Annotated in this window: 19 protein-coding genes; 11 read left to right on the forward strand and 8 right to left on the reverse strand. The window is 72.4% G+C overall.

The features are described 5' to 3' along the window. Window positions 1–33 precede the first annotated feature (33 nt). Complete coding sequence (locus tag ACWDGI_RS34785; protein ID WP_450765978.1) at window positions 34–519, reverse strand: DUF3515 domain-containing protein; 486 nt, start codon at window positions 517–519, stop codon at window positions 34–36. A gap of 20 nt (window positions 520–539) precedes the next feature. Beyond that, window positions 540–773, reverse strand: a complete 234-nt coding sequence (locus ACWDGI_RS34790; RefSeq protein WP_450765980.1) for an Lrp/AsnC family transcriptional regulator — start codon at window positions 771–773, stop codon at window positions 540–542. Window positions 774–979: 206 nt separating this feature from the next. Between ACWDGI_RS34790 and ACWDGI_RS34795 the strand changes: the two genes are divergently transcribed. Beyond that, window positions 980–1,945: a thiamine-phosphate kinase gene (locus tag ACWDGI_RS34795; protein ID WP_450765982.1), complete on the forward strand. Its 966-nt coding sequence runs from the start codon at window positions 980–982 to the stop codon at window positions 1,943–1,945. Beyond that, window positions 1,942–2,739, forward strand: a complete 798-nt coding sequence (thiD, locus tag ACWDGI_RS34800; RefSeq protein WP_450765984.1) for a bifunctional hydroxymethylpyrimidine kinase/phosphomethylpyrimidine kinase — start codon at window positions 1,942–1,944, stop codon at window positions 2,737–2,739. Before ACWDGI_RS34795 ends, thiD begins: the two co-directional genes overlap by 4 nt. On the opposite strand, the gene ACWDGI_RS34805 is transcribed toward thiD, so the two are convergent. From ACWDGI_RS34805 to rpmB, 3 genes are all read right to left on the reverse strand, one after another. After that, window positions 2,733–3,944 carry an FAD-dependent monooxygenase gene (locus ACWDGI_RS34805; RefSeq protein WP_450765986.1) on the reverse strand — a complete coding sequence of 404 codons (1,212 nt, stop codon included), beginning with the start codon at window positions 3,942–3,944 and terminating at the stop codon, window positions 2,733–2,735. The genes thiD and ACWDGI_RS34805 overlap by 7 nt on opposite strands. Window positions 3,945–3,978: 34 nt before the next feature. Then, window positions 3,979–7,044, reverse strand: coding sequence for an AfsR/SARP family transcriptional regulator (locus ACWDGI_RS34810; protein ID WP_450765988.1), 3,066 nt, complete (start codon window positions 7,042–7,044; stop codon window positions 3,979–3,981). A 128-nt stretch (window positions 7,045–7,172) separates the two neighbouring features. After that, window positions 7,173–7,358 carry a 50S ribosomal protein L28 gene (gene rpmB / locus ACWDGI_RS34815; RefSeq protein ID WP_003993230.1) on the reverse strand — a complete coding sequence of 62 codons (186 nt, stop codon included), beginning with the start codon at window positions 7,356–7,358 and terminating at the stop codon, window positions 7,173–7,175. Window positions 7,359–7,617: 259 nt separating this feature from the next. On the opposite strand from rpmB, the gene ACWDGI_RS34820 reads away from it, so the two are divergent. Then, window positions 7,618–9,291 carry a DAK2 domain-containing protein gene (locus ACWDGI_RS34820; RefSeq protein WP_450765990.1) on the forward strand — a complete coding sequence of 558 codons (1,674 nt, stop codon included), beginning with the start codon at window positions 7,618–7,620 and terminating at the stop codon, window positions 9,289–9,291. 19 nt (window positions 9,292–9,310) lie between these two features. Here ACWDGI_RS34820 and ACWDGI_RS34825 read toward each other — a convergent pair whose 3' ends face one another. Both ACWDGI_RS34825 and ACWDGI_RS34830 read right to left on the reverse strand, forming a co-directional pair. Beyond that, window positions 9,311–12,229, reverse strand: a complete 2,919-nt coding sequence (locus ACWDGI_RS34825) for a tetratricopeptide repeat protein (RefSeq protein ID WP_450765992.1) — start codon at window positions 12,227–12,229, stop codon at window positions 9,311–9,313. Continuing rightward, a complete protein-coding gene (locus ACWDGI_RS34830) occupies window positions 12,229–14,055 on the reverse strand; it encodes an HSP90 family protein (protein ID WP_450765994.1) in 1,827 nt (608 codons plus the stop codon). Before ACWDGI_RS34830 ends, ACWDGI_RS34825 begins: the two co-directional genes overlap by 1 nt. Before the next feature lie 169 nt (window positions 14,056–14,224). Here ACWDGI_RS34830 and recG point away from each other — a divergent pair, with 169 nt between their 5' ends. From recG to mutM, 8 genes are all read left to right on the forward strand, one after another. Then, a complete protein-coding gene (gene recG, locus ACWDGI_RS34835; protein ID WP_450765995.1) occupies window positions 14,225–16,429 on the forward strand; it encodes an ATP-dependent DNA helicase RecG in 2,205 nt (734 codons plus the stop codon). A gap of 124 nt (window positions 16,430–16,553) precedes the next feature. After that, window positions 16,554–17,141, forward strand: coding sequence for a 16S rRNA (guanine(966)-N(2))-methyltransferase RsmD (rsmD, locus tag ACWDGI_RS34840; protein ID WP_450765997.1), 588 nt, complete (start codon window positions 16,554–16,556; stop codon window positions 17,139–17,141). Between the two features lie 26 nt (window positions 17,142–17,167). Continuing rightward, complete coding sequence (gene coaD / locus ACWDGI_RS34845; protein ID WP_450766085.1) at window positions 17,168–17,647, forward strand: pantetheine-phosphate adenylyltransferase; 480 nt, start codon at window positions 17,168–17,170, stop codon at window positions 17,645–17,647. Between the two features lie 58 nt (window positions 17,648–17,705). Then, window positions 17,706–18,794: an ATP synthase F0 subunit B gene (locus ACWDGI_RS34850; RefSeq protein ID WP_450765999.1), complete on the forward strand. Its 1,089-nt coding sequence runs from the start codon at window positions 17,706–17,708 to the stop codon at window positions 18,792–18,794. Window positions 18,795–18,938: 144 nt separating this feature from the next. Then, a complete protein-coding gene (locus ACWDGI_RS34855; protein ID WP_365804029.1) occupies window positions 18,939–19,589 on the forward strand; it encodes a YceD family protein in 651 nt (216 codons plus the stop codon). A 2-nt stretch (window positions 19,590–19,591) separates the two neighbouring features. Next, window positions 19,592–19,765, forward strand: a complete 174-nt coding sequence (rpmF, locus tag ACWDGI_RS34860) for a 50S ribosomal protein L32 (protein WP_003951102.1) — start codon at window positions 19,592–19,594, stop codon at window positions 19,763–19,765. Between the two features lie 8 nt (window positions 19,766–19,773). After that, window positions 19,774–20,631: a ribonuclease III gene (rnc, locus tag ACWDGI_RS34865; RefSeq protein ID WP_450766001.1), complete on the forward strand. Its 858-nt coding sequence runs from the start codon at window positions 19,774–19,776 to the stop codon at window positions 20,629–20,631. A gap of 82 nt (window positions 20,632–20,713) precedes the next feature. Then, window positions 20,714–21,574, forward strand: a complete 861-nt coding sequence (gene mutM / locus ACWDGI_RS34870; protein WP_450766003.1) for a bifunctional DNA-formamidopyrimidine glycosylase/DNA-(apurinic or apyrimidinic site) lyase — start codon at window positions 20,714–20,716, stop codon at window positions 21,572–21,574. Here the strand turns inward: mutM and ACWDGI_RS34875 are convergent. After that, the gene (locus ACWDGI_RS34875) at window positions 21,547–21,951 is read right to left on the reverse strand and encodes a winged helix-turn-helix transcriptional regulator (RefSeq protein ID WP_450766004.1); all 405 of its coding nucleotides are present in this window, start codon (window positions 21,949–21,951) and stop codon (window positions 21,547–21,549) included. The genes mutM and ACWDGI_RS34875 overlap by 28 nt on opposite strands. Window positions 21,952–22,009: the final 58 nt, after the last annotated feature.

Below are 22,009 nucleotides of genomic sequence, written 5' to 3' on the forward strand. Positions count from 1 at the left end.
CGGCACTCGACGCACCGGCTCCACGCACGGCGCCTAGTCGGCAACCCCCTCCGGAACCGCCTTCTTGATGGCAGGCGCCAAGCCCACCAACGGCGCCATGCCGTCCCCGGTCCGCCCCGCGGGGATCGTCACCTCGACATACGCCTTCCGCAACGTCGTGGTGAACCGGAACGATTTGCCGGCCTCCTGCTCCAGCAGCCATCCGACCCCGTCGACCTCGACCCCGTCGGCCTCCGGGTCGGCCATCTTCGCAGGCCGCTCCACACCGCAGCGCAGTATGATCGCGGGGTCCCCCCAGCCCGCCGTCAGCGTGGAGGCGGGCTCGGGGTCACGCCGGGCGAGCTCGTCCACCTTCTTCGGCAACCCCTCGTCGAGGTTCCGGCACAGCTTCGCGACCGCCGCGCCCGGACTGGGAACCGCCGCCGACGGGGCATCGTCTGCTGATGAGCAGCCCGCCGCCGCGATCATCACAAGAGCGAGCGCGGGCAGACCGAATGGCCGGTGACGGAAAATGTTCACCGGCCAAGCCTAGACGGGGGCTACAGATGGACGACCGGGCAGGTCAGAGTACGCGTGATGCCCTCCACTTGCTGGACTCTGGCGACCACGAGCCGACCGAGTTCGTCGACCGTCTCCGCTTGTGCGCGCACGATGACGTCGTACGGTCCTGTCACATCCTCGGCCTGGATGACTCCAGGGATCTTGCTGATGACCTCGGCGACGGTCGACGCTTTGCCGACCTCCGTCTGGATCAGGATGTACGCCTGTACCACGGAACCTCCAGGGCGGCCACGAGGATCATGTGGGGAAAAGGAACGCCACGGTATCGCGTCGCCGCTCACCGCGGGGAGACCTGCGCGGACAGGGGCTTGCGCGCCAGGGTGCAGCCACGACAGAAGTTGACGGTCACCTCGACCGTAACCAGGACGACGATGACGCGCGAGCGGGCACGGCAAGGCAGAGAAGGGGCGTAAGGGCAATGAAGGGCACTGTTGGTGAGCTGGGGGAGTTCGGGCTCATCAGGGAGCTCACCTCCCGTCTCACCACCACTCCGGCGGTCCGGATCGGTCCCGGCGACGACGCCGCGGTGGTCGCCGCGCCCGACCGCAGGGTCGTGGCGAGCACCGACATCCTGCTGGAGGGCCGGCACTTCCGCCGCGACTGGTCCACGGCCTACGACGTGGGCCGCAAGGCGGCCGCGCAGAACCTCGCGGACATCGCCGCCATGGGCGCCGTGCCGACCGCGCTGCTGCTCGGCCTGGTCGTCCCCGCCGAACTCCCGGTGACCTGGCCCAGCGAGCTGATGGACGGCATCCGGGACGAGTGCCAGGTGGCCGGCGCCTCGGTGGTCGGCGGCGACGTGGTCCGCGGCGACACGATCATGCTCTCCATCACCGCGCTCGGCGATCTGCGCAACCAGGAGCCGGTCACCCGGGGCGGCGCCCAGCCCGGCGACCTGGTGGCCGTCACCGGCTGGCTGGGCTGGTCCGCGGCCGGCTACGCGGTGCTCTCCCGCGGCTTCCGCTCGCCGCGCGCCTTCGTGGAGGCGCACCGCCGCCCCGAACCGCCGTACCACGCGGGTCCGGCCGCCGCGGGCCTCGGCGCCACCGCGATGTGCGACGTCAGCGACGGCCTGATCGCCGACCTCGGACACATCGCGGAGGCCAGCAAGGTGCGGATCGACATCCGCTCCGGCGCGATCGACGTCCCGTCCCAGATGAACGACATCGGGCAGGCCGTCGGCGTCGACCCCATCCAGTGGGTGCTGACCGGCGGCGAGGACCACGCCATCGTGGCGACCTTCCCGCCGGACGTGAAGCTGCCCGCCCGCTGGAAGGTGATCGGCGAGGTCCTCAACCCGTCCGCGCTGCCCCAGGTGACCGTCGACGGGGCGCCCTGGACCAGCACGGGCGGCTGGGACCACTTCGGGGACATCGAGTCATGAGCCTGCCGCGGGTGCTGACGGTCGCGGGCTCCGACTCCGGTGGCGGGGCCGGGATCCAGGCCGACCTGAAGACGATGCTGGCGCTGGGCGTGCACGGCATGAGCGTGATCACGGCGGTCACCGCCCAGAACTCCGTCGGTGTGCAGGGCGCTTGGGAGCTGCCGGTGGCGGCGGTGCGGGCCCAGTACCGCAGCGTGGTCGACGACATCGGCGTGGACGCGGTGAAGACCGGGATGCTCGCCTCGGCCGAACTCGTCGAGACAGTCGCGGAGTTGGTCGCCGGCACCGAGGCGCCCGTGGTCGTCGACCCGGTGGGCGTCTCCAAGCACGGCGACTCCCTGCTCGCCGCCTCCGCCCTGGAGTCGGTCCGCACCAAGCTCCTCCCACTGGCCACCGTGGCCACCCCCAACCTGGACGAGGTGGCCCAACTCACCGGTCTGAAGGTCGAGTCGGAGGCGGAGCTGCGCCGGGCCGCGGCGGCCGTGCTGTCGTACGGGCCGAAGTGGGTGCTGATCAAGGGCGGGCATCTGCCGGGTGAGGCCGTGGACCTGCTCACGGACGGCACCGACGAGTTCCGGCTGCGCGCCCCCCGCCACGACAACCGGCACACGCACGGCACGGGCTGCACCCTCGCGTCCGCGATCGCGTCGCAGCTCGCGAAGGGGCAGCCCGTGCCGGAGGCGGTGGCGGCGGCCAAGGAGTACGTCACGGGGGCGATCGCGGCCGGGTTCGCGCTCGGTGCCGGGATCGGGCCGGTGGATCACGGCTGGGCCCTGGGCCGGGGCCCTCAGTAGGGGTACTCCCGGAGTTTGATGCCGGTGGCCGCCTTCTCCGTCATCTTCTTGAAGAAGCGGGCCAGCGGGCGGGAGGCGAGAACCCGGTACATGCGGTCCCGGCTGCGGATGCGCCGCTCGGTGGGCGGGGCGAAGAACGGGCCCGCGTTGCCGGAGATCTTCTGGCAGCCCTTGGCGAAGTCCCGGATCCGGGTCTCGTACTCGGCGAACGCGGTGCGGTGGTCGCCGCCCGCGAGGGCGAGCTCACCGGCGAGGACATAGGCACCGACGACCGCCACACCGGTCCCCATCCCGCCCATGGTCGCCCCGTACCCGGCGTCCCCGAGCAGTGCCACCCGCCCCTCGACCAGGCGGTCGACGTGGATCTGGGCGATCGCGTCGAAGTACAGGTCGTCGGCCTCCTCGAGGGCCTTGAGCAGGGCCGGACCCTCCCAGCCCAGGCCGGCGAAACGTTCCGCGACGATCCGCTTCTGCGCCGCGACGTCCCGGCGGTCGTACGACAGCTCCTCGGACCGGAAGACCAGCAACGCGCCCGCGCGGTCCGGGTCGCCGTCGCAGTTGCCGACGACGGCCGCGCGGCCGGGTTCGCTGTAGACCCGGCCGGTACGGTCCAGGCCGAGGTGGTTGGGGATGTCGAAGCCGGCCACGTAGTGGTCGAAGAAGCGCAGGTAGCGGGACTCTTCGCCGAAGACCAGCCGGCGGGTGTTGGAGTGCAGACCGTCCGCGCCGACGACCAGGTCGAAGCGGCGGGGGGCGCCGTGCTCGAAGGTGACGTCGACGCCGTCGGCGTCCTGGGCGAGGGAGGCGATCGAGTCGCCGAAGACGTACTCGACGTCCTCCCTGGTGCGCTCGTACATGAGCTGGGCGAGGTCGCCGCGGCAGATCTCCACGTCACCGCTCATCAGCTCGGCGGGCAGGTCCACGCGCGGGCTGCCGTCGGCGTCCACGACGGTCTGGCGGCCCATGTGGGTCTGGCGGGCGTGGACCTCGTCCCAGATGCCCATGGAGGTCAGGACCGTGCGGTGCACGTGACCGCGGAAGTCGACCGCGAAGCCGCCGCCGCGCAGTTCCGGGGCCTTCTCGACGACGGTGACCCGGGCGCCGAGCCGGACGAGGTTCAGGGCGAGGGCGGGACCGGCGATGCTGGCGCCGGAGACCAGGACGCTGAGGTGGCCGAGGTTCTTCGGTGTGGGGTTCTTCGTCATGCGATGAGCTTCGGCGGGGGCGCTGACCGTCCTCCTACCGTTCGCTGACCGCCGCTGACCGTTGCCGTAGGCCCTGGTCGAAGGCCTGCTCGTAGGCCTCGGGCGACAGCTTCGCGCGTACGTCCCGTTCGACGCGTACGACGTCCGGATCGGTCTCGGCACGGGCGCCGCGCAGGGCCGTCCCCGCGCCCAGCAGCACGGCGGCCCGCTCGGCCGACTCGGCGACGGACGCCAACGCCTCGGCCGCGTCCGCGAGTTCCAGGGTGCCCGGACCCTCGACGGCGAGTTCGGCGGCCTGCCGGAACCAGTCGCGGGCCTCCTCGGTGTCCCCCTCGGCGGCGGCCGTGCGGCCGAACCCGATGAGGATACGGACCGTCTCGCCGACGCTGAACCAGTTGGCGGCGCACTCCCTGAGGGCGTTCTCGTAGTGCACGCGCGCGCGTGCCGTGTCCCCGGAGAGCCGTGCCGCGTCGCCGAGACCGCGCCGGGCGCCCGCCACCTTGTCGGGGAGCCCGGCACCACGGGCGAGGGTCAGCGCCTGCTCGAAGTGGGCCTCGGCGCCGGCCGTGTCGCCCTGGTGCAGCAGCACGGTGCCCCGGGTACGCAGCAGGTCGGCGGTCTCCTCGGGGGCCGCGAGCTCGCGCATGTACGCCAGCCCCTCGTCCAGCAGCTCCAGGGCGCGGCGCGAGTCCCCGCGCGCGTGGGCGGCCATGCCGAGCGGGTCGAGGCAGTTGGCCATCCCCCAGCGGTCGCCCGTGGCCCGGAACCCGTCCAGCCCCCGGGCGAAGCACTCCTCGGCCTCCCGTGGCCGGCCCGCGAGCAGGTCCCGGAAACCCAGGCCCACGTCGAGCAGGGCCCGTGCCCAGGGGTCGTCGCCGGCCAGCGCCAGGGCCTTCCCGTCGGTCGTCGGGCGGGGGCCGGCCGCGACCGACCACAACATGAGGATGTACGGCAGCCGCAAGGGGCCCGGGCACGTGGCCATCAGCGCGTCCACGCGTGCGACGAGCTCCGCGTGGTCGTCCTGGCCGGCCGGGTGGCCGCCGTCGCCGAGGAGCACGTTGACCGCGCACAGCACGTACTCCTCCGTCAGCCCCGGCGGTGGCGCGTCCCCCACGGCGGCCAGGAGTGCGCGCGCGGACGTCACCTGTTCGCCGTGCAGCCCGCGCAGCCGCCAGAAACAGGACAGGACGGCCATCAGGCGCAGGGCGTCCTCGGGGCCGTGGCGCACCAGATGGCGCAGGGCCGCGTCCAGGTTGCCGTGCTCGGCGGAGAGCCGTGCCAGCCAGGGCAGCTGACCGCCGCCACGGAGCTTCGGCTCGGCCTGCTCGGCCAGCCGCAGGAAGTAGCCGGCGTGCGCGTCCCGCAGGCCGCGCGGGTCGGGCAGGTCCCCGGCGGCGAACGCGCGGATCGTCTCCAGCATCCGGTAGCGGCCCTCGGACACCTCGAGGAACGACTTCTCCACCAGCGAGGCCAGCAGGTCCTCCGGATACGGCAGCCCGCACACCGCCTCGACCGCCGCCAGCGTCGCCCCTCCGGAGAACACCGTCAGCCGCCGCGCCAGCTCACGCTCCTCCCCGTCCAGCAGCTCCCAGCTCCACTCGACCACCGCGCGCAGGGTGCGGTGCCGGGGCGCCTTGGAGCGGTCGCCGCGCGAGAGGAGCCGGAACCGGTCGTCCAGGCGGCCGGCGAGTTCGTCGGGGGTGAGGGTGCGCAGCCGGGCCGCCGCCAGTTCGATGGCCAGCGGCAACCCGTCCAGGGCGGCGCAGATGTGCGGCACGCGCGCGTGGCCGTCGAAACCGGGGCGCACGGCGCGCGCCCGGTCCAGGAAGAGCCGCTCCGCCGGTCCCGCCGGCAGCGGGGGCACCGGGACCAGCACCTCGCCGGTGATGTTCAGGGACTCCCGGCTGGTGGCGAGGATCCGCACGCCCGGGCAGGAGGCGAGGAGCAGGGCGGCGACCGAGGCGGCCGCGTCGACCAGGTGCTCGCAGTTGTCGAGGACGAGCAGCAGCTCACGCTCCTCCAGGGCGGCCAGCAGCCGGTCCGTGGTGTCGGCGACGGGGCTGCGCAGGCCCTCGCGGACACCGAGGGCGGTGAGGACGGCGTACGGGATCTGCGAGCCGTCACCCAGCGGCGCCAGCTCGACGAAACAGACACCGCCGCCTTCACGCGCGGCTTCGTTCTTGGGCGGGAGCTCGCTTCTGCGCGCGGCCTCGATCTTGGTCGCCGCCTCGAGTGCCAGCCGGGTCTTGCCCGCGCCGCCGGGGCCGGTGAGGGTGACCAGGCGGGCGCCGGTCAGGAGGGCGGCGATCCGGGCGAGCTCGGGCTCGCGGCCGACGAACCGGGTGAGCTGGACCGGGAGCCTGGGCCGCTCGGGCTCCGCACCCCTGAGCAGCTCCAGGTGGAGCGCGGACAGCTCAGGGGAGGGATCGGCGCCCAGCTGGTCGGCGAGGGCGCGACGGGCCTCGTCGAACACCGTGAGCGCCTCGGCGGGCCGCCCGCTCGCGTGCAGGGCCCGCATCAGCTGCCCGTACAGCCGCTCGCTCAGCGGATGGGCGGCCAGCAGCGCACGCAGCTCAGGCACCAGCCCGGACCCGCCGCCGAGTGTCAGATCCGCTTCGACGCGGTCCTGTACGGCGGCCAGCCGCAGCTCCTCGAGGCGCGCGGCCTCGGCGTGCGCGTCCGGGAGGTCGGGCAGCGCGGGGCCACGCCACAGGGCGAGCGCCTCCCGGAGCCGGGCCGCCGCGTTCTGGTGGTCGCCGGCCCGCAGGGCGGCGCGTCCGGCCGCGGACCAGGCTTCGAACTGATGCACGTCCACGGTGTCGGGGGCGACGGCGACCCGGTATCCGGTGGCGGTGGCCTCGATCTCGGTGTGCGGTGCCAGTCGCCTGCGCAGCCGGGAGATCTGGGACTGGAGGGCGTTGGCGGCCCCGGCGGGCGGCTCGGTGCCGTACAGGCCGTCGGTGAGACGCTGCGCCGAGACCGCGCGGCCGGCGTCCAGCAGCAGCAGGGTGAGCAGCGCGCGGGGGCGGGGGCCGCCGGGGTCGACGGGGGTGCCGTCGTCGGTGCGTATGTCCAGGGGGCCGAGGATGCCGAAGCGCATGCGCCCAGCTTGGCAGGGCCCGGTTTGCCGGGGTTCCGATTTTCGGGCACGGCAAAAAGCCGGCCCACCCTCAGGTGGACCGGCTCAGTGCGGCGAACCGGCTGTTGCCGCGCGCTGGCAGCAGTGCGTCAGCGCGAGACCTTGCCGGCCTTGATGCACGAGGTGCAGGCGTTCACGCGCTTCGGCGTCCCGCCGACCACGGTACGCACACGCTGGATGTTCGGGTTCCAGCGACGGGACGTACGGCGGTGCGAGTGCGAGATGTTGTTGCCGAAGCCCGGCCCCTTGCCGCAGACGTCGCAGTTGGCAGCCACGGGTCACTCCAAAGACTTCAGATGCACTTACGGTTGAATCCCGGCGTGCCGGGATCGAGACCCAGGTATCTGAGATCTTGAGTGGCGTTGCCAGGGGTAATGGCCCGATCGGATCGGGCAACCGGAGCAGCATACAACGGCCGCGACGGTTAGACGAAACTAGCATGGCAGCTCAGGGGCCGGCTCCCGGCCCACTTCCGGCGGTCACCCTTCCGGGGTCTACGCTGCGACCACGTCGGGCCAGCTCAAGGAGGCGCAGGTGGCGCAGGTGCCGCAGACATTCTTCGATGCTCTCGCGGTACGCACCTGGTGCGGTCTCGCGCTCGGGGCGATCGGCCGGGCGCGCGAGGAGATCGACGCGATCAACGTCTACCCGGTGGCCGACGGTGACACGGGCACGAACCTCTATCTGACGGTGGAGTCGGCCGCCGGCGCCGTGGAGGCCGTCTTCGCCGGCTACGAACTGGGCGAAGACGTCCCCACCCTGGCCGACGCCGTCCGCGCGATGGCGCACGGCGCCCTCATAGGCGCGCGCGGCAACTCCGGCACGATCCTGGCGCAGCTGCTGCGCGGCATGGCCCATGTCGTCACCGAGGGTGAGACGACTCACATCGACGGGGAGAGGCTGCGGCTCGCCCTGCGGTACGCCGCCGACGCCGCCCGCGGAGCCGTGGCCCATCCCGTCGAGGGCACCGTGCTGTCGGTCGCGGCGGCAGCGGCCGACGCCGCCGACGTGGCCGAGGGCGGCGTAGGGGTGATCGCTCGGGCCGCCTACGAGGGCGCCTGCAAGGCGCTCGCGGAGACCCCGGGACAGCTGGCCGCGCTGGAGCGGGCCGGAGTGGTCGACGCGGGGGGACGGGGTCTGGTCGAGGTGCTCGGGGCGCTGGTGGAGGCGTTCACGGGGGAGACGCCGACCGCTTTCGACGTGCACGCGTACGGAGCGCTTCCGGTCGTCCACGCGCGCGTGGACGCCGTTTCCGACGCCCGCGCCGATGCGTGCGGCGAGTCGGCCGGGGGTCCCGCCTTCGAGGTGATCTACCTCCTGGAGGCCGAGAACGCCGCCGTGGACCGGCTGCGGGCCCGGCTCGACGTCCTCGGCGACTCCCTGGTGGTGGTCGGCGGCGACGGCCTGTGGAACGTCCATGTGCACGTCGACGACGCCGGCGCCGCCGTGGAGGCGGGCGTCGAGGCGGGGCGGCCGTACCGGATCCGGATCACGCACTTCGGCGCGGGGGACGTGCACACCGGCGCGGAGCCGCCGCGCGAGCGGGTGCAGCGGGCCGTGGTGGCCGTCGTGCCGGGGGAGGGGCTGGTCGGGCTGTACGGCGAGTCCGGCGCGACCACCGTGCTCGCGCGCCCCGGGGAGCCGCCCGCCAGCGGGGAGCTGGTGGACGCCGTACGACGGGCCCACGCGCGCGAGGTGATGCTGCTGCCCAACGACGCCGACCTGCGGCACACGGCGGCCGCGGCGGCCGAGCAGGTCCGCGCGGAGGGCATCCGGGTCGCCCTCATCCCGACCCGCTCGGCGGTCCAGGGCATCGCCGCGCTCGCGGTGCACCAGCCCGACCGCCGCTTCGACGAGGACGTCGTCCAGATGACCTCGGCCGCCGGCGCCACCCGCTACGCCGAGGTCGTGGTCGCGGAACGGCAGTCCTGGACCATGGCCGGCATCTGCCAGGCCGGGGACGTGCTGGGCCTCATCGACGGTGACGTGGCGGTGATCGGCTCGGACGTGACGGCCACCGCCGAGACCGTCCTCGACCGCATGCTCCAGGCCGGCGGCGAGCTGGTCACCCTCGTCCTCGGCGACGAGGCGCCCGAGGGCGTCACCGAACGCCTGGAGGCACGGGTGCGCGAGGCGTACCTCGCCGTCGACACGGTGGTCTACAACGGCGGCCGGCAGGGGGCCCCGCTCCTCATCGGCGTCGAGTGAGCCCCCAGCGCACGCCCCTTCACACCTCCGTGGGCTCCAGCAGCTGCCGTGCCTCCGCCCGCCGGGCCCGGACCGTCTCGTCGTCCGGGTCGGCGCCCTCGTAGGCGTCCAGCACGGCACGCGCGCGTGCCGCCGCGTCGGCCGGCCGGCTCAGGTCGGCCTCCAGCCAGCCCGCCGCGAGTTCGGCGCCGGTACGGCTGTGCAGCCCGTCCTCGCCCAGCTCGGCGAAGACGGCGATCGCGGCCGTCATCTCGGCCAGCGCCGCCTCGAACGCGTCCTGGATCGCCGCGTCCTCCGCGTCCTCGGGCACGGACCGGGCCAGCAGATCCCCGAACTGCCGGTGGGTGTGGCCGAGTTCGCCGGTGAGCCGCTCCCGGGCCGCCGGGTCGGCGGGCGTGGGGAGCCCGGCCAGCGCCGCCTCGCACTCCGCCACCGCGGCCGCCATCAGCCGCCGCGCGCCCGCCATCCCGGCCTCCGTACGCAGCGCCAGCCACGCGCGGGCCCGCAGCGAGCGGACCAGGAAGTGCACATTGCCCATCGCCCGCCACAACTCGCCCGCGCGCGTGTACGCCCGGTCCGCCTCGGCGGCCAGCCCGGCGTTGCCCAGCGACTCCGCGGCCAGGTGCGCGAGGGTGGCGTGGTCGTGCTGCTCGGGCCAGTGCCGGGCGATCTCGGCCGCCTGCAGCCGCCGTTCGGCCGCCGCGTGGTGCTCGCCGAGCTCGCTCAGACAGTCCCCGAGCCACCACTGGGTCTGGACGACCGCGCCGTCGCCGTGCGTCTCGGCGCTCAGGTCGGCCAGCGCCGACTCCAGCACCTCGGCGGCCTCCGCGAACCGCCCCTGCCGCAGCAGGAAGCCGCCCAGCTGGTGCCGCGCCCAGGCGCCCAGGGTGCCGCTCTCCCCGGCCTCGTCGGCCCAGTGCGCGGCCTCCAGGGCGTGCTCGGCGGCCTCCTCGGCCGCGCCCCGGCCGCCGAGCACCTCGGCCAGCTGGAGATGGAGCTGGGCCCGCCCGACCGGCTCCACATACGGCCCGCCGTGCTCCAGGGCCGCGCGCAGCGCCCGCTCCGCCTCGGCCTGGTCGCCCTGCTCATGGGCGAGCGCGGCCACCCGCACCTCGTACTCCACCGCGAACCACGGCAGCTCCGCGCCGACGAACTGCGCCGACGCCTGCCGGAACAGCTCGCCCGCCCGCTCCTCGTCGCCGGCGTGCTCGGCCAGTTCGGCGAGCATCGCCCGCCCCTCGGCCGCCCGGGACACCAGCCGCACATCGGACCCACCGCGCCCGCCGACGAGCGCCAGCAGCTCCCGTACGGCCTGCTCGGCGTCGGCGGCGCCCTCCGACCGCTCGTGCACCCACCGCATCAGGATCCGCGCCCGGCTCATCAGCACGGACGCCGTCTGCCGTACGCCGGTGGCGTCGTCGGCGTACAGCGCGAGGATCCGGTCGTACGGCTCGCCGATCGCCGCCGTCGCCTCGTCCAGTTCCCCGGACAGCGCGCGGACGTAGGCCGCACGCGCGCGTGCCGCGATCGCCTCGCCCTCGTCACCGGCCTCCGCGTACAGCTCGGCCGCCCGCTCGAACAGCTCGACGCCCTCCGGGCCGCGGCCCATCGCCGTGTGGTCGGCGATCTCCGCGCGGACGTAGGTGTCCACCTCGGTGCTCTCGGCGGCCTCCGCGACCGCCGCCCAGGCCTCCAGGGCGTGCGGCTGGAGCGCGTCCGACAGCCGGCGCGCCTCGGCGAGCAGCGCGGGCAGCGACGGCCGCTCCGGCGCGGGCGCCCGCACAACCGGCGCGACCGGCCCGGCGGGCGCCGTCCGCACCGCTCGCACGCCCAGCGGCAGCCGGTCCACCAGCGGCCGCTGGGCCATGCGCTCGCGCAACTGGTCGCCGACATAGGAGGTGCCGTTGCGCGTGTCGAACCGCGCGGCCAGCTCCAGGGCCTCCGCACGCGCGTGCACGGCGAGTTCCCCGGCGCTCCACGCCCGCCCGGCGGGGCCCGGCACCCGCTGCGCACCGAGGCCCAGCTCGGTCAGCCGCTCCATCAGCAGCGTCACCACCGCCAGGAAGTCCATCCGGCTGCGCGGCTGCCCGCTGTCCGTGAAGTAGGCGGGACGTTCCGCCAGCAGTTCGAGACCGCGCGCCTCATTGCCGGTCAGCGCGCAGAACTCCACGTGGTCCGCGTACGCGCCGCGCATGCTCTCCATGGGACGGACCAGCCGGAAGCCGCGCAGATGGTGGGCGCGGGCCTCGTCGACCCGGCCGAGCCGCAGCAGCGGGGTCAGGGAGGAGGCGAGGACCGTGTGCGGCTCGTGGGCGCAGCTGTACTCGCCCTCCAGGACCGGCCGCCACAGCTCCAGGGCCTCGGCGTCCCGGCCGTTGCGCAGCTGCCAGGCGCCCTGCCCGTGCAGCTCGCACGCGTGGCAGTCGGCCATCCGGTCCCGGTCCGCCGCCAGCCACGCCGTGTACGCCCGCTCCGCGCGCGTGAAGTCACCGACGTGCCCGGCGACACTGAACTCGGCGCTGCGCACCGCCCGCTCGGAGTGCCCGGCGAGCCGGTAGCGGTGCTCCATCTCGCCCAGCCACTTCTCGATCGAGGCGAGCGGGACGTGCGGCTGGTCGAGCATGCCGGCCGACATCCACTTGAAGACCCAGTACAGGGAATGCGTCTCGTACTCGTCGAAGTCCCCGGGCCGCTCGTCCCACAGGCGCAGCAGCCGCGCGAAGGGGACGAACATTTTGTCCTTCTCGGAGCTGTAGTTGTAGACCTTCAGCTGGTGCCCGAGCGCCTCGATCACGGCGAGCGGGATGTTCAGCTTCTCGGCCTCGGCCAGCAGCTGCTCCGCGCGCGCGTTGCGGGCGGGACCCTCCGGCTCCTCGGAGTTCTCGGCCATCGCGCGGCGCAGCGAGTCGAAGTCCGCGATCCCGCCGGTTTCGGCCATCAGCGGTCACCCTCCCCATGAGTGGCCCACTCCAGGAGGCCGATGAACGAGCGGTTGATCAGCGCCGAGTCGGCGGGCCGCAGCGGGCGCTGGGCCATCAGCAGCGCCTGCCCGTAGAGCGATTCGCTCGCGGTGCCGATCAGCTCCGGGTCCGTCAGGGAACTGATCCGCCGGATCAGCGGGTTGAGATGGTTGAGCACCAGACGTGCCCGGGGTGCGCTGCCGCGCAGCGAGCCCAGGATGCCCGCCCACAGGTCGTCGGCCTGTTCCTCGGCCTGCGCGCGGGCCTGCTCGTGCCGCGCGGCCCGGTCGTCCAGGTGCAGCGCGGGCACGGAGAGCGGGTGGAAGGCGCGCAGGACGACATCACAGCCCAGCGGGTCCAGCTTCGCCCGCGCGGCCGCGAGGAAGCCCGCCAGCGCCAGCTCCTCCGCCGGATCCACCGCATCCAGATGCGCGGTCACGGTGTCCGCGTCCAGCTCCGCGACCACTGTCCCGGGCCGCACCGACGGCAGCGCCTCGACCAGCTCGCTGTCGTACGTGTAACCGCCGTTGATCACCCCGATGCCCTGGGCGGAGGCGATCGGCGCGACCTGCCGGTACTCCTCGACCGTCCGCGTGAAGTGCACCACCGGGTGGCGCTGCGCGAACTCCTCCAGGGACAGCTGCCCGTCGGTGGTCTCGAAGGGGAGCCACGGCAGCATCGTGCGCAGCATCTCCTGGTCGTGCCGGGCCAGCGACTTCACACCCAGGTGGTGCACGGACAGGAACGCCGAAAGCCGTTCCGGATCACCGGCGGCCAGCCCGGTCAGCCAGGACCGAATCCTTTCGCCGAGCGCCTCCCGTACGGCGGCCAGCGTCTCGTCCTCGTACAGCGACTCGCGCGAGGCGGTCGGCCGCAGACTGTCCGTGTCCAGGACACAGCGCACGAAGAACGCCCAGTCCGGCAGCAGCTGTTCGGCCCGCTCGGTGAGCAGCATGCCCTTGAGGTGCACGCGATGGGTCGCCCGCTGGGCGGGACTCACCGCCGACGGCAGCACATACGCCACCCCCCGGATCCCGGCCACCGGCACGTCGAGGGCGATCGAGTCCAGCGGCGCGAACCCGAACAGCTCCTGACAGTGCCGGGCCAGCGCCACCCGGCGGGTGCCGGGGGAGGGGTACGGCCGGTCCCAGGGCGCGGGCAGGTCGGTGACCGCCTCGTCGCCCACCCGGACGTCGTAGGGCAGCAGCGAACCGAAGTCCCGCGCCAGCGCGAGCACCCGTCGCTCGTCCAGCCACTCCGCCGCCCCCGCCCGTGCCACCAGATGCACGGTGGTGCCGGGCTCGGGCCGCTCCTCGGGCGCCAACGTCCGCACGGTGTACGACCCGTCGTCGCGGGCCGTCCACTCCACGGGCGGCGCGTCCGGGGTGCGGGCACTGCGGCTGACCACCCGGATCCGCTCGGCGACCACGAAGCAGGCCAGCAGTCCGATGCCGAACTGGCCCAGGAAGTCCGAGCGGGCCTCCTGCAGCCCGTCCGCCCGCTTGGAGCTGCGCCCGATGGTCGCGAGCAGGCTGTGCACGTCGGACTCGGTGAGCCCGACGCCGCTGTCCTCCACCCGCAGGGCACTGCCGTCGGCGTACAGCCGCACCCGCGCCGGGGCGTCGGGCTGCTCGGCCCGTCTGGCGGTGATGGCGTCCACCGCGTTCTGCAGCAGCTCGCGCAGGTAGACCTTGGGGCTGGAGTACAGGTGGTGGGAGAGCAGGTCCACCAGACCACGCAGGTCGACCTGGAACGTATGAGGTGACTGTGATGCCTGAGATGACTGTGAGGTCTGGGAGTCCATCGTCGCTACGCCGGAGGGGGGAAGACGTGGTCGGCGCGGGGTCGGGCGGTCCCTGGTGGGGTGGTGACCGCGGAAGGATGGCCGGAGCGCGCCATCCTATGACTCAAAACGGCCGTCTGACCAGGGGTTTCCCGAGACATATACGGCATTGTCAGTGGCGTGGTGTGCAATGGATCTCGTGCCCGCACTGGAAGAACCACTGAAGAAGGTGCTCGGCCCAGCCACCGCGAAGGTGATGGCCGAGCATCTCGGCCTGCACACGGTAGGCGATCTCCTGCACCACTACCCCCGCAGATACGAGGAGCGCGGCCAGCTCACCCACCTCGCCGACCTGCCCATGGACGAACACGTGACCGTGGTCGCCATGGTGGCCGACGCCCGCCTGCACTCGTTCGCCTCCTCCAAGGCACCGCGCGGCAAGGGCCAGCGGCTGGAGGTCACGATCACCGACGGCAGCGGCCGGCTCCAACTGGTCTTCTTCGGCAACGGCGTGCACAAGCCCCACAAGGAACTCCTGCCGGGCACGCGCGCGATGTTCGCCGGCAAGGCCTCGGTCTTCAACCGCCGCCTCCAACTGGCCCACCCGGCCTACGAACTGCTCCGCGGCGAGGACCCGGCCGAATCGGTGGAGACCTGGGCCGGAGCCCTGATCCCGCTCTACCCGGCCACCGCCAAGCTGGAGTCCTGGAAGATCGGCAAGGCGATCCAGACGGTGCTGCCGAGCGTCCAGGAGGCCCTGGACCCCCTTCCGCCGGCCCTCCGCGAGGGCCGCGGTCTGGTCTCCCTCCCCGAGGCCCTGCTCAAGATCCACCGCCCGCACACCAAGGCGGACATCGCGCAGGCCCGCGACCGCCTCAAGTGGGACGAGGCCTTCGTCCTCCAGGTCGCCCTGGCCCGCCGCCGCCACACCGACGCCCAACTCCCCGCGGTGGCCCGCAGACCCAGCCCCGACGGCCTCCTCACGGCCTTCGACGACCGTCTCCCGTTCACCCTCACGGACGGCCAGCAGAAGGTCTCGAAGGAGATCTTCGACGACCTGGCCACCGAACACCCGATGCACCGCCTCCTGCAGGGCGAGGTCGGCAGCGGAAAGACCCTGGTGGCGCTGCGTGCCATGCTCGCGGTGGTCGACGCGGGCGGCCAGGCGGCCATGCTCGCGCCCACCGAGGTGCTGGCCCAGCAGCACCACCGCTCGATCACCGAGATGATGGGGGAGCTGGCGGAAGGCGGCATGCTGGGCGGCGCCGAGCACGCCACCAAGGTCGTCCTGCTCACCGGCTCGATGGGCACGGCCGCCCGCCGCCAGGCCATGCTCGACCTCGTCACCGGGGACGCCGGTCTGGTGATCGGCACCCACGCGCTGATCGAGGACAAGGTCCAGTTCCACGACCTGGGCCTGGTGGTGGTCGACGAACAGCACCGCTTCGGCGTGGAACAGCGTGACGCCCTGCGCGGCAAGGGCACCCAACCCCCGCACCTCCTCGTCATGACGGCGACCCCCATCCCGCGCACGGTCGCCATGACGGTCTTCGGCGACCTGGAGACCTCGGTCCTGGACCAGCTGCCGGCCGGCCGCTCCCCGATCGCCACGCATGTCGTCCCCGCCGCCGACAAACCCCACTTCCTGGCCCGCGCCTGGGAGCGGGTCCGCGAGGAAGTCGGCAACGGCCACCAGGCGTATGTCGTCTGCCCCCGCATCGGAGACGAGGAGGAGGACCCGAAGAAGGCGAGGAAGACGGCCGAGGACGAAGCCGAGAAGCGCCCTCCGCTGGCCGTCCTGGACGTCGCCGACCACCTCGCCAAGGGCCCGCTCAGCGGCCTGCGGGTGGAGGTCCTGCACGGCAGGATGCATCCGGACGACAAGGACGCGGTGATGCGCCGCTTCGCGGCCGGCGACATGGACGTCCTGGTCGCCACCACGGTCATCGAGGTCGGCGTGAACGTCCCCAACGCCACCGCCATGGTGATCATGGACGCCGACCGCTTCGGCGTCTCCCAGCTGCACCAGCTGCGCGGCCGGGTCGGGCGCGGCTCCGCCGCCGGCCTCTGCCTCCTGGTCACGGAGATGCCCGAGGCGAGCCCGGCCCGCCAGCGCCTGACGGCTGTCGCCTCGACGCTGGACGGCTTCGAGCTCTCCCGCATCGACCTCGAACAGCGCAGAGAGGGCGACGTCCTGGGCCAGGCCCAGTCCGGAGCCCGCTCCAGCCTGAGGGTCCTGGCGGTGATCGAGGACGAGGAGATCATCGCGGAGGCGAGGGAAGAGGCGACGGCGCTGGTGGCGAGGGACCCGGAGCTTGCCGACCTCCCGGGGCTACGAACGGCCCTGGACGCCCTCCTGGACGAGGAGAGAGAGCAGTACCTGGAGAAGGGGTGAGGCTGCCCCACGTGAAGGGGCGCGGGGCTGTGTCGATATGCGGCCACCGCCGCGCGGGCGCGAGCAACCACGACGTACCGCCTGCCAAACTGAATCCGTAACCACCCCGGACCGAGGATTCGAAATGACCCGCGTGATCGCCGGCCAGGCAGGCGGACGGCGCCTTTCGGTGCCGCCCGGCACAGGCACCCGCCCCACCTCCGACCGCGCACGCGAGGGCCTCTTCTCCACCTGGCAGTCCCTCCTCGGCGGCCCCCTGGACGGCGAACGCGTCCTGGACCTGTACGCCGGGTCGGGAGCCGTAGGCCTGGAGGCCCTCTCCCGGGGCGCCGGCCACACCCTCCTCGTGGAGGCCGACCCCAGAGCCGCCCGCGTCGTACGGGAGAACGTGAAGAACCTGGGCCTGCCCGGCGCCGAGGTGCGGGCGGCCAAAGCGGAACAGATCGTCCAGTCGCCGGCGCCCGCGCAGCCGTACGACCTCGTCTTCCTGGACCCCCCGTACGCCGTCTCCGACGACGATCTTCGGGAGATTCTCCTCACACTCCACTCGGGGGGCTGGCTAGCGCCGGAGGCGCTCGTCACCGTGGAGCGCAGCACCAGAGGCGGCGACTTCCACTGGCCGACCGGCTTCGAGGCCCTCCGGTCCCGTCGCTACGGCGAGGGAACGTTTTGGTACGGTCGCGCCGCCTCTACGTGCGAAGACGCACGATGACCGGACCGGAGAGCGAGGGATCACTAGTGCGCCGCGCCGTCTGTCCCGGGTCATTCGACCCGATCACCAACGGACACCTCGACATCATTGCCCGTGCGTCCCGTCTCTACGACGAGGTCTACGTCGCAGTGATGATCAACAAGTCCAAGAAGGGCCTGTTCGAGATCGACGAGCGGATCGACCTGATCCGCCAGGTCACCGCCGACTACGGGAACGTCCGCGTCGAGGCGTTCCACGGCCTCCTCGTCGACTTCTGCAAGCAGCGCGAGATCCCCGCCATCGTCAAGGGCCTGCGAGCCGTCAGCGACTTCGACTACGAGCTGCAGATGGCCCAGATGAACATCGGTCTGTCGGGCGTGGAGACGCTCTTCGTGCCGACCAACCCCACCTACAGCTTCCTCTCGTCCTCCCTGGTCAAGGAGGTCGCCCAATGGGGCGGGGACGTGTCGCACCTGGTTCCGGCGGCCGTTATCGAGGCCCTCAACAAGCGTATTCACCGGGACTGATGGGGCTACAGTCGTCCCGTCCGTCTCCAACACAGCTGTAGAGAGTGGCGAGCGCAGGGTGGACGTACAGAACAAGCTCGACGAGATCGTGGCCACGGTCTCCGGCGCCCGGGCCATGCCCATGTCGGCGTCGTGCGTGGTCAACCGGGCCGACCTGCTCGCGATGCTCGAAGAGCTGCGCCAGGCGCTGCCCGGCTCCCTCGCCCAGGCCCAGGAGCTGATCGGCGACCGTGAACAGATGGTCGAGCAGGCGCGCATGGAGGCCGAGCGGATCATCGAGACCGCGCACGCCGAGCGCGGCTCGCTGATCTCCGACACCGAGGTGGCCCGCCGCTCCCAGGCGGAGGCCGACCGGATCCTCGGCGAGGCCCGCCGGGAGGCGGAGGAGGTCCGCGCCGACGCCGACGACTACGTCGACTCCAAGCTCGCCAACTTCGAGGTCGTCCTCACCAAGACCCTCGGGTCGGTCGGCCGTGGCCGCGAGAAGCTCCTCGGCACCGGCCCCGGCCTGGACGAGCAGGGCTACGAGGACGAGGACGCCCCCGAGCGCAGCCACGACCCCGAGACCCTGCGCCGGGACGCCGACGCCTACGTCGACGTCAAGCTCGGCGCCTTCGAGGCGGTCCTCGCCAAGACCCTGGAGGCCGTCGGCAAGGGCCGCGCCAAGCTGCACGGCCGGATCGCCTCCGACGCCCTCGGCGCCCTGGCCGACGACAACACGACCTTCCAGCACTCCAGCGACGCCGACTACCTCGCCGACCTCGCGGCCCTCGCCGACCAGGACGCCCAGGCCGCGCAGGCGGCACCGGCCGAGCAGCCCGCCGCCGCCCAGCAGCAGCCGCAGTACGACCAGCAGCCGGTGCAGCAGCCCGTGGTGCAGGATCCGTACGGCTACCCGCAGCAGCAGGACCCCTACGGCGGCTACCCGCAGCAGCAGCCCGCCTACGCCCAGCAGGACCCCTACGGCTACCAGCAGGCCGACCCCTACGCCTACCAGGGCTACGACACCGGTCAGCAGCCCGTGTACGACCCCCAGCAGCAGCCGGTCCAGCACCAGTCGTACGCTCTGGACGAGACCAGCCTCTTCGACACCGGCATGATCACGCCGGAGCAGCTGAGGGCGTACGAGCAGGGCCGGGGCCTGTAGCCAACGGGCCGAAGGCCAGCGGATTGGGCCGACAGCGAAAGGTCCAGTATCCTGGCTCTTCGGTCGCGTCTACGTTCGCGATCACCGCTGCCCGGAGAAGTCTTCCGGACGGCGTTCCTCTGAACTCGAAGATCGAAAGCAGGAATGGCTCCTCACGCACGCCTCGACCACCGCAACCCGTTCGTGTTCGACACACACGAGCTGGGGCGGCGTCCTGGCGCGCTGCAGCGCCTGACCCGCACGATCGACGCCCCCGAGGACTTCGGTATCAAGGGGGTCATCGGAGTGCCGGAAGGCGCCCCGGTGGAGCTCGACCTCCGGCTCGAGTCGGTGATGGAAGGTGTGCTCGTCACAGGCACCGCCCGTGCACAGGCCGAGGGGGAGTGCGTAAGGTGTCTGGAGCCGGTCGAGCAGGAGCTCGAAGCGGACTTCCAGGAACTGTTCTCGTACCCTGACGCCGACGACCGGGGCCGCGTGATCGCGGAACCGGGCGACGACGCCGAGGACGACGAGGACAGGTACTTCATCGAGGACGGCTTGTTCGACCTCGAACCCGTGCTGCGTGATGCGGTGGTGCTCGCACTGCCGATGCAGCCGGTGTGCCAGGACGACTGTGCAGGGCTGTGCTCCGAGTGCGGAGCCCGCCTCGCGGACGACCCGGACCACCACCACGACGCCGTCGACATCCGTTGGGCGGCTTTGCAGGGACTCGCCGGTTCCACGAAGGACGGCGAGAAGGACGAGATGAGCGGCGCTGACGCGGAAGCGGGCGTCGACGAGAAGCAGGAGAAGTAGCCGTGGCTGTTCCGAAGCGGAAGATGTCGCGCAGCAACACGCGCCACCGCCGGTCGCAGTGGAAGGCTGCGGTCCCCACCCTGGTTGCGTGCGAGCGCTGCCACGAGCCCAAGCAGCAGCACATCGCGTGCCCGTCTTGCGGCACCTACAACAAGCGCCAGGTCCTCGAAGTCTGAGCGGCCAGGTGAGAGGCACTGTGTCCAGTCCCAAGAAGGCGGAAGACGCCAAGGCGGACCCAACCGCCAAGAAGAAAACGGACAACACGGCCTCGTCCCACACGCTTCTGGAAGGGCGGCTCGGCTACCAGCTCGAGTCCGCCCTTCTGGTGCGTGCGCTGACCCACCGTTCCTACGCGTACGAGAACGGCGGCCTGCCGACGAACGAGCGGCTGGAGTTCCTCGGTGACTCCGTCCTCGGCCTCGTCGTCACGGACACGCTGTACAAGACCCACCCGGACCTGCCCGAGGGCCAGCTGGCCAAGCTCCGGGCAGCGGTGGTGAACTCGCGTGCGCTCGCGGAAGTGGGTCGCGGTCTCGACCTGGGTTCCTTCATCCGGCTCGGCCGCGGTGAAGAGGGCACGGGCGGCCGGGACAAGGCGTCCATCCTCGCCGACACCCTGGAAGCGGTGATCGGCGCGGTCTATCTCGACCAGGGCCTCGACTCGGCGTCCGAGCTGGTGCACCGGCTCTTCGACCCGCTGATCGACAGGTCCTCGAACCTCGGAGCCGGCCTGGACTGGAAGACCAGTCTCCAGGAGCTCACCGCGACGGAGGGCCTCGGCGTGCCCGAGTACCTGGTCACGGAGACCGGCCCCGATCACGAGAAGACCTTCACTGCTGCCGCCCGCGTCGGAGGCGTCTCGTACGGCACCGGCACCGGCCGCAGCAAGAAGGAGGCGGAACAGCAGGCCGCCGAGTCCGCCTGGCGCGCCATCCGCGCCGCCGCGGACGAGCGGGCCAAGGCAGCCAAGGCGGCAGCGGCAGCCGAGCAGGCCGCCGCGGCCGAGGAGGACGACGACTCGTCGTCCGCCGCCTCCGCCTGAAGAACAGCGCGACGATCCGAGCGCCCGGTCCCTTCCCAGGGCCGGGCGCTCGCATCGTCCAGGGTCCTGCACGGGAGACGCGATGCCCGAATTGCCCGAGGTCGAGGTCGTACGGCGTGGCCTGGAGCGATGGGTCGCCCATCGTGTCGTGGCCGAGACCGAAGTGCTGCACCCGCGTGCCGTACGACGGCACCTGGCCGGCGCCGACGACTTCACGCACCGGCTCAAGGGCCACCGCGTCGGCACCCCCAGCCGGCGCGGCAAGTACCTGTGGCTGCCGCTGGAGGACACCAACCAGTCGATCCTCGCCCACCTCGGCATGAGCGGTCAGTTGCTGGTGCAGCCGCACGAGACACCGGACGAGAAGCACCTCAGGATCCGCGTGCGGTTCGCCGACGGCCTTGGCACCGAACTCCGGTTCGTCGACCAACGCACCTTCGGTGGCCTGTCGTTGCACGACAACACCCTCGACGGGCTGCCGGACGTCATCGCGCACATCGCCCGCGACCCCCTCGACCCGCTGTTCGACGACGAAGCCTTCCACCAGGCGCTGCGCCGGAAGCGGTCCACCATCAAGAGGGCGCTGCTCGACCAGTCGCTGATCAGCGGGGTCGGCAACATCTACGCGGACGAGGCCCTTTGGCGGGCCCGTCTCCACTACGAGCGCCCCACCGCCGGTTTCACCCGCCCGCGCACCGCCGAACTCCTCGGCCATGTACGGGACGTGATGAACGCGGCCCTGGCCGTCGGCGGCACCAGCTTCGACAGCCTCTACGTCAACGTCAACGGTGAGTCGGGTTACTTCGACCGCTCACTGGACGCGTACGGCAGGGAGGGGCTGCCCTGCCGGCGGTGCGGCACGCCGATGCGCAGGCGCCCCTGGATGAACCGGTCCAGCTACTTCTGCCCGAAGTGTCAGCGGGTGCCGCGCGTCGCGTCGTAGCGTTCGCGGGCGGCCAGCACCTCGTCCATCCGGCTCTCCACGAAGTGGACGACGGACAGCAGGCGGTCGGCGACCTCGCGGCCGAGCGGGGTGAGTTCGTAGTCGACCCGCGGCGGGTTGGTCGGCTGGGCCTCGCGATGCACCAGGCCGTCGCGCTCCAGCGCCTGGAGGGTCTGGGAGAGCATCTTCTCGCTGACGCCGTCCACGCGCCGGCGCAGCTCGTTGAACCGGAACGACCCCTCGTGCAGCGCGCTCAGCGTCAGCCCGCCCCAGCGGCCCATGACATGTTCCAAGGTGGTGCGCGAGGGACAGCCCCGGGCGAAGGCGTCGTACGGAGGATGCGCCTCCCCGGGACGGTCCTGAGTGCTGATGGTCATGTGCCAAGCGTAAGCGAGCACAGCGCTAGCCAACAGGGTGCGCTAACTGTCGGTTAGC

This window comes from Streptomyces sp. NPDC001220 (assembly GCF_053597895.1).

Bases quoted from the DNA above. Each gene is read 5' to 3' on its own strand.
- ACWDGI_RS34810 (WP_450765988.1), bottom strand. From the start codon at position 7,044: ATGCGCTTCGGCATCCTCGGCCCCCTGGACATACGCACCGACGACGGC.
- rsmD (WP_450765997.1), top strand. From the start codon at position 16,554: ATGACCCGCGTGATCGCCGGCCAGGCAGGCGGACGGCGCCTTTCGGTG.
- thiD (WP_450765984.1), top strand. From the start codon at position 1,942: ATGAGCCTGCCGCGGGTGCTGACGGTCGCGGGCTCCGACTCCGGTGGC.
- ACWDGI_RS34830 (WP_450765994.1), bottom strand. From the start codon at position 14,055: ATGGACTCCCAGACCTCACAGTCATCTCAGGCATCACAGTCACCTCAT.
- ACWDGI_RS34855 (WP_365804029.1), top strand. From the start codon at position 18,939: ATGGCTCCTCACGCACGCCTCGACCACCGCAACCCGTTCGTGTTCGAC.
- ACWDGI_RS34795 (WP_450765982.1), top strand. From the start codon at position 980: ATGAAGGGCACTGTTGGTGAGCTGGGGGAGTTCGGGCTCATCAGGGAG.
- ACWDGI_RS34825 (WP_450765992.1), bottom strand. From the start codon at position 12,229: ATGGCCGAAACCGGCGGGATCGCGGACTTCGACTCGCTGCGCCGCGCG.
- ACWDGI_RS34805 (WP_450765986.1), bottom strand. From the start codon at position 3,944: ATGACGAAGAACCCCACACCGAAGAACCTCGGCCACCTCAGCGTCCTG.
- ACWDGI_RS34875 (WP_450766004.1), bottom strand. From the start codon at position 21,951: ATGACCATCAGCACTCAGGACCGTCCCGGGGAGGCGCATCCTCCGTAC.
- recG (WP_450765995.1), top strand. From the start codon at position 14,225: ATGGATCTCGTGCCCGCACTGGAAGAACCACTGAAGAAGGTGCTCGGC.
- mutM (WP_450766003.1), top strand. From the start codon at position 20,714: ATGCCCGAATTGCCCGAGGTCGAGGTCGTACGGCGTGGCCTGGAGCGA.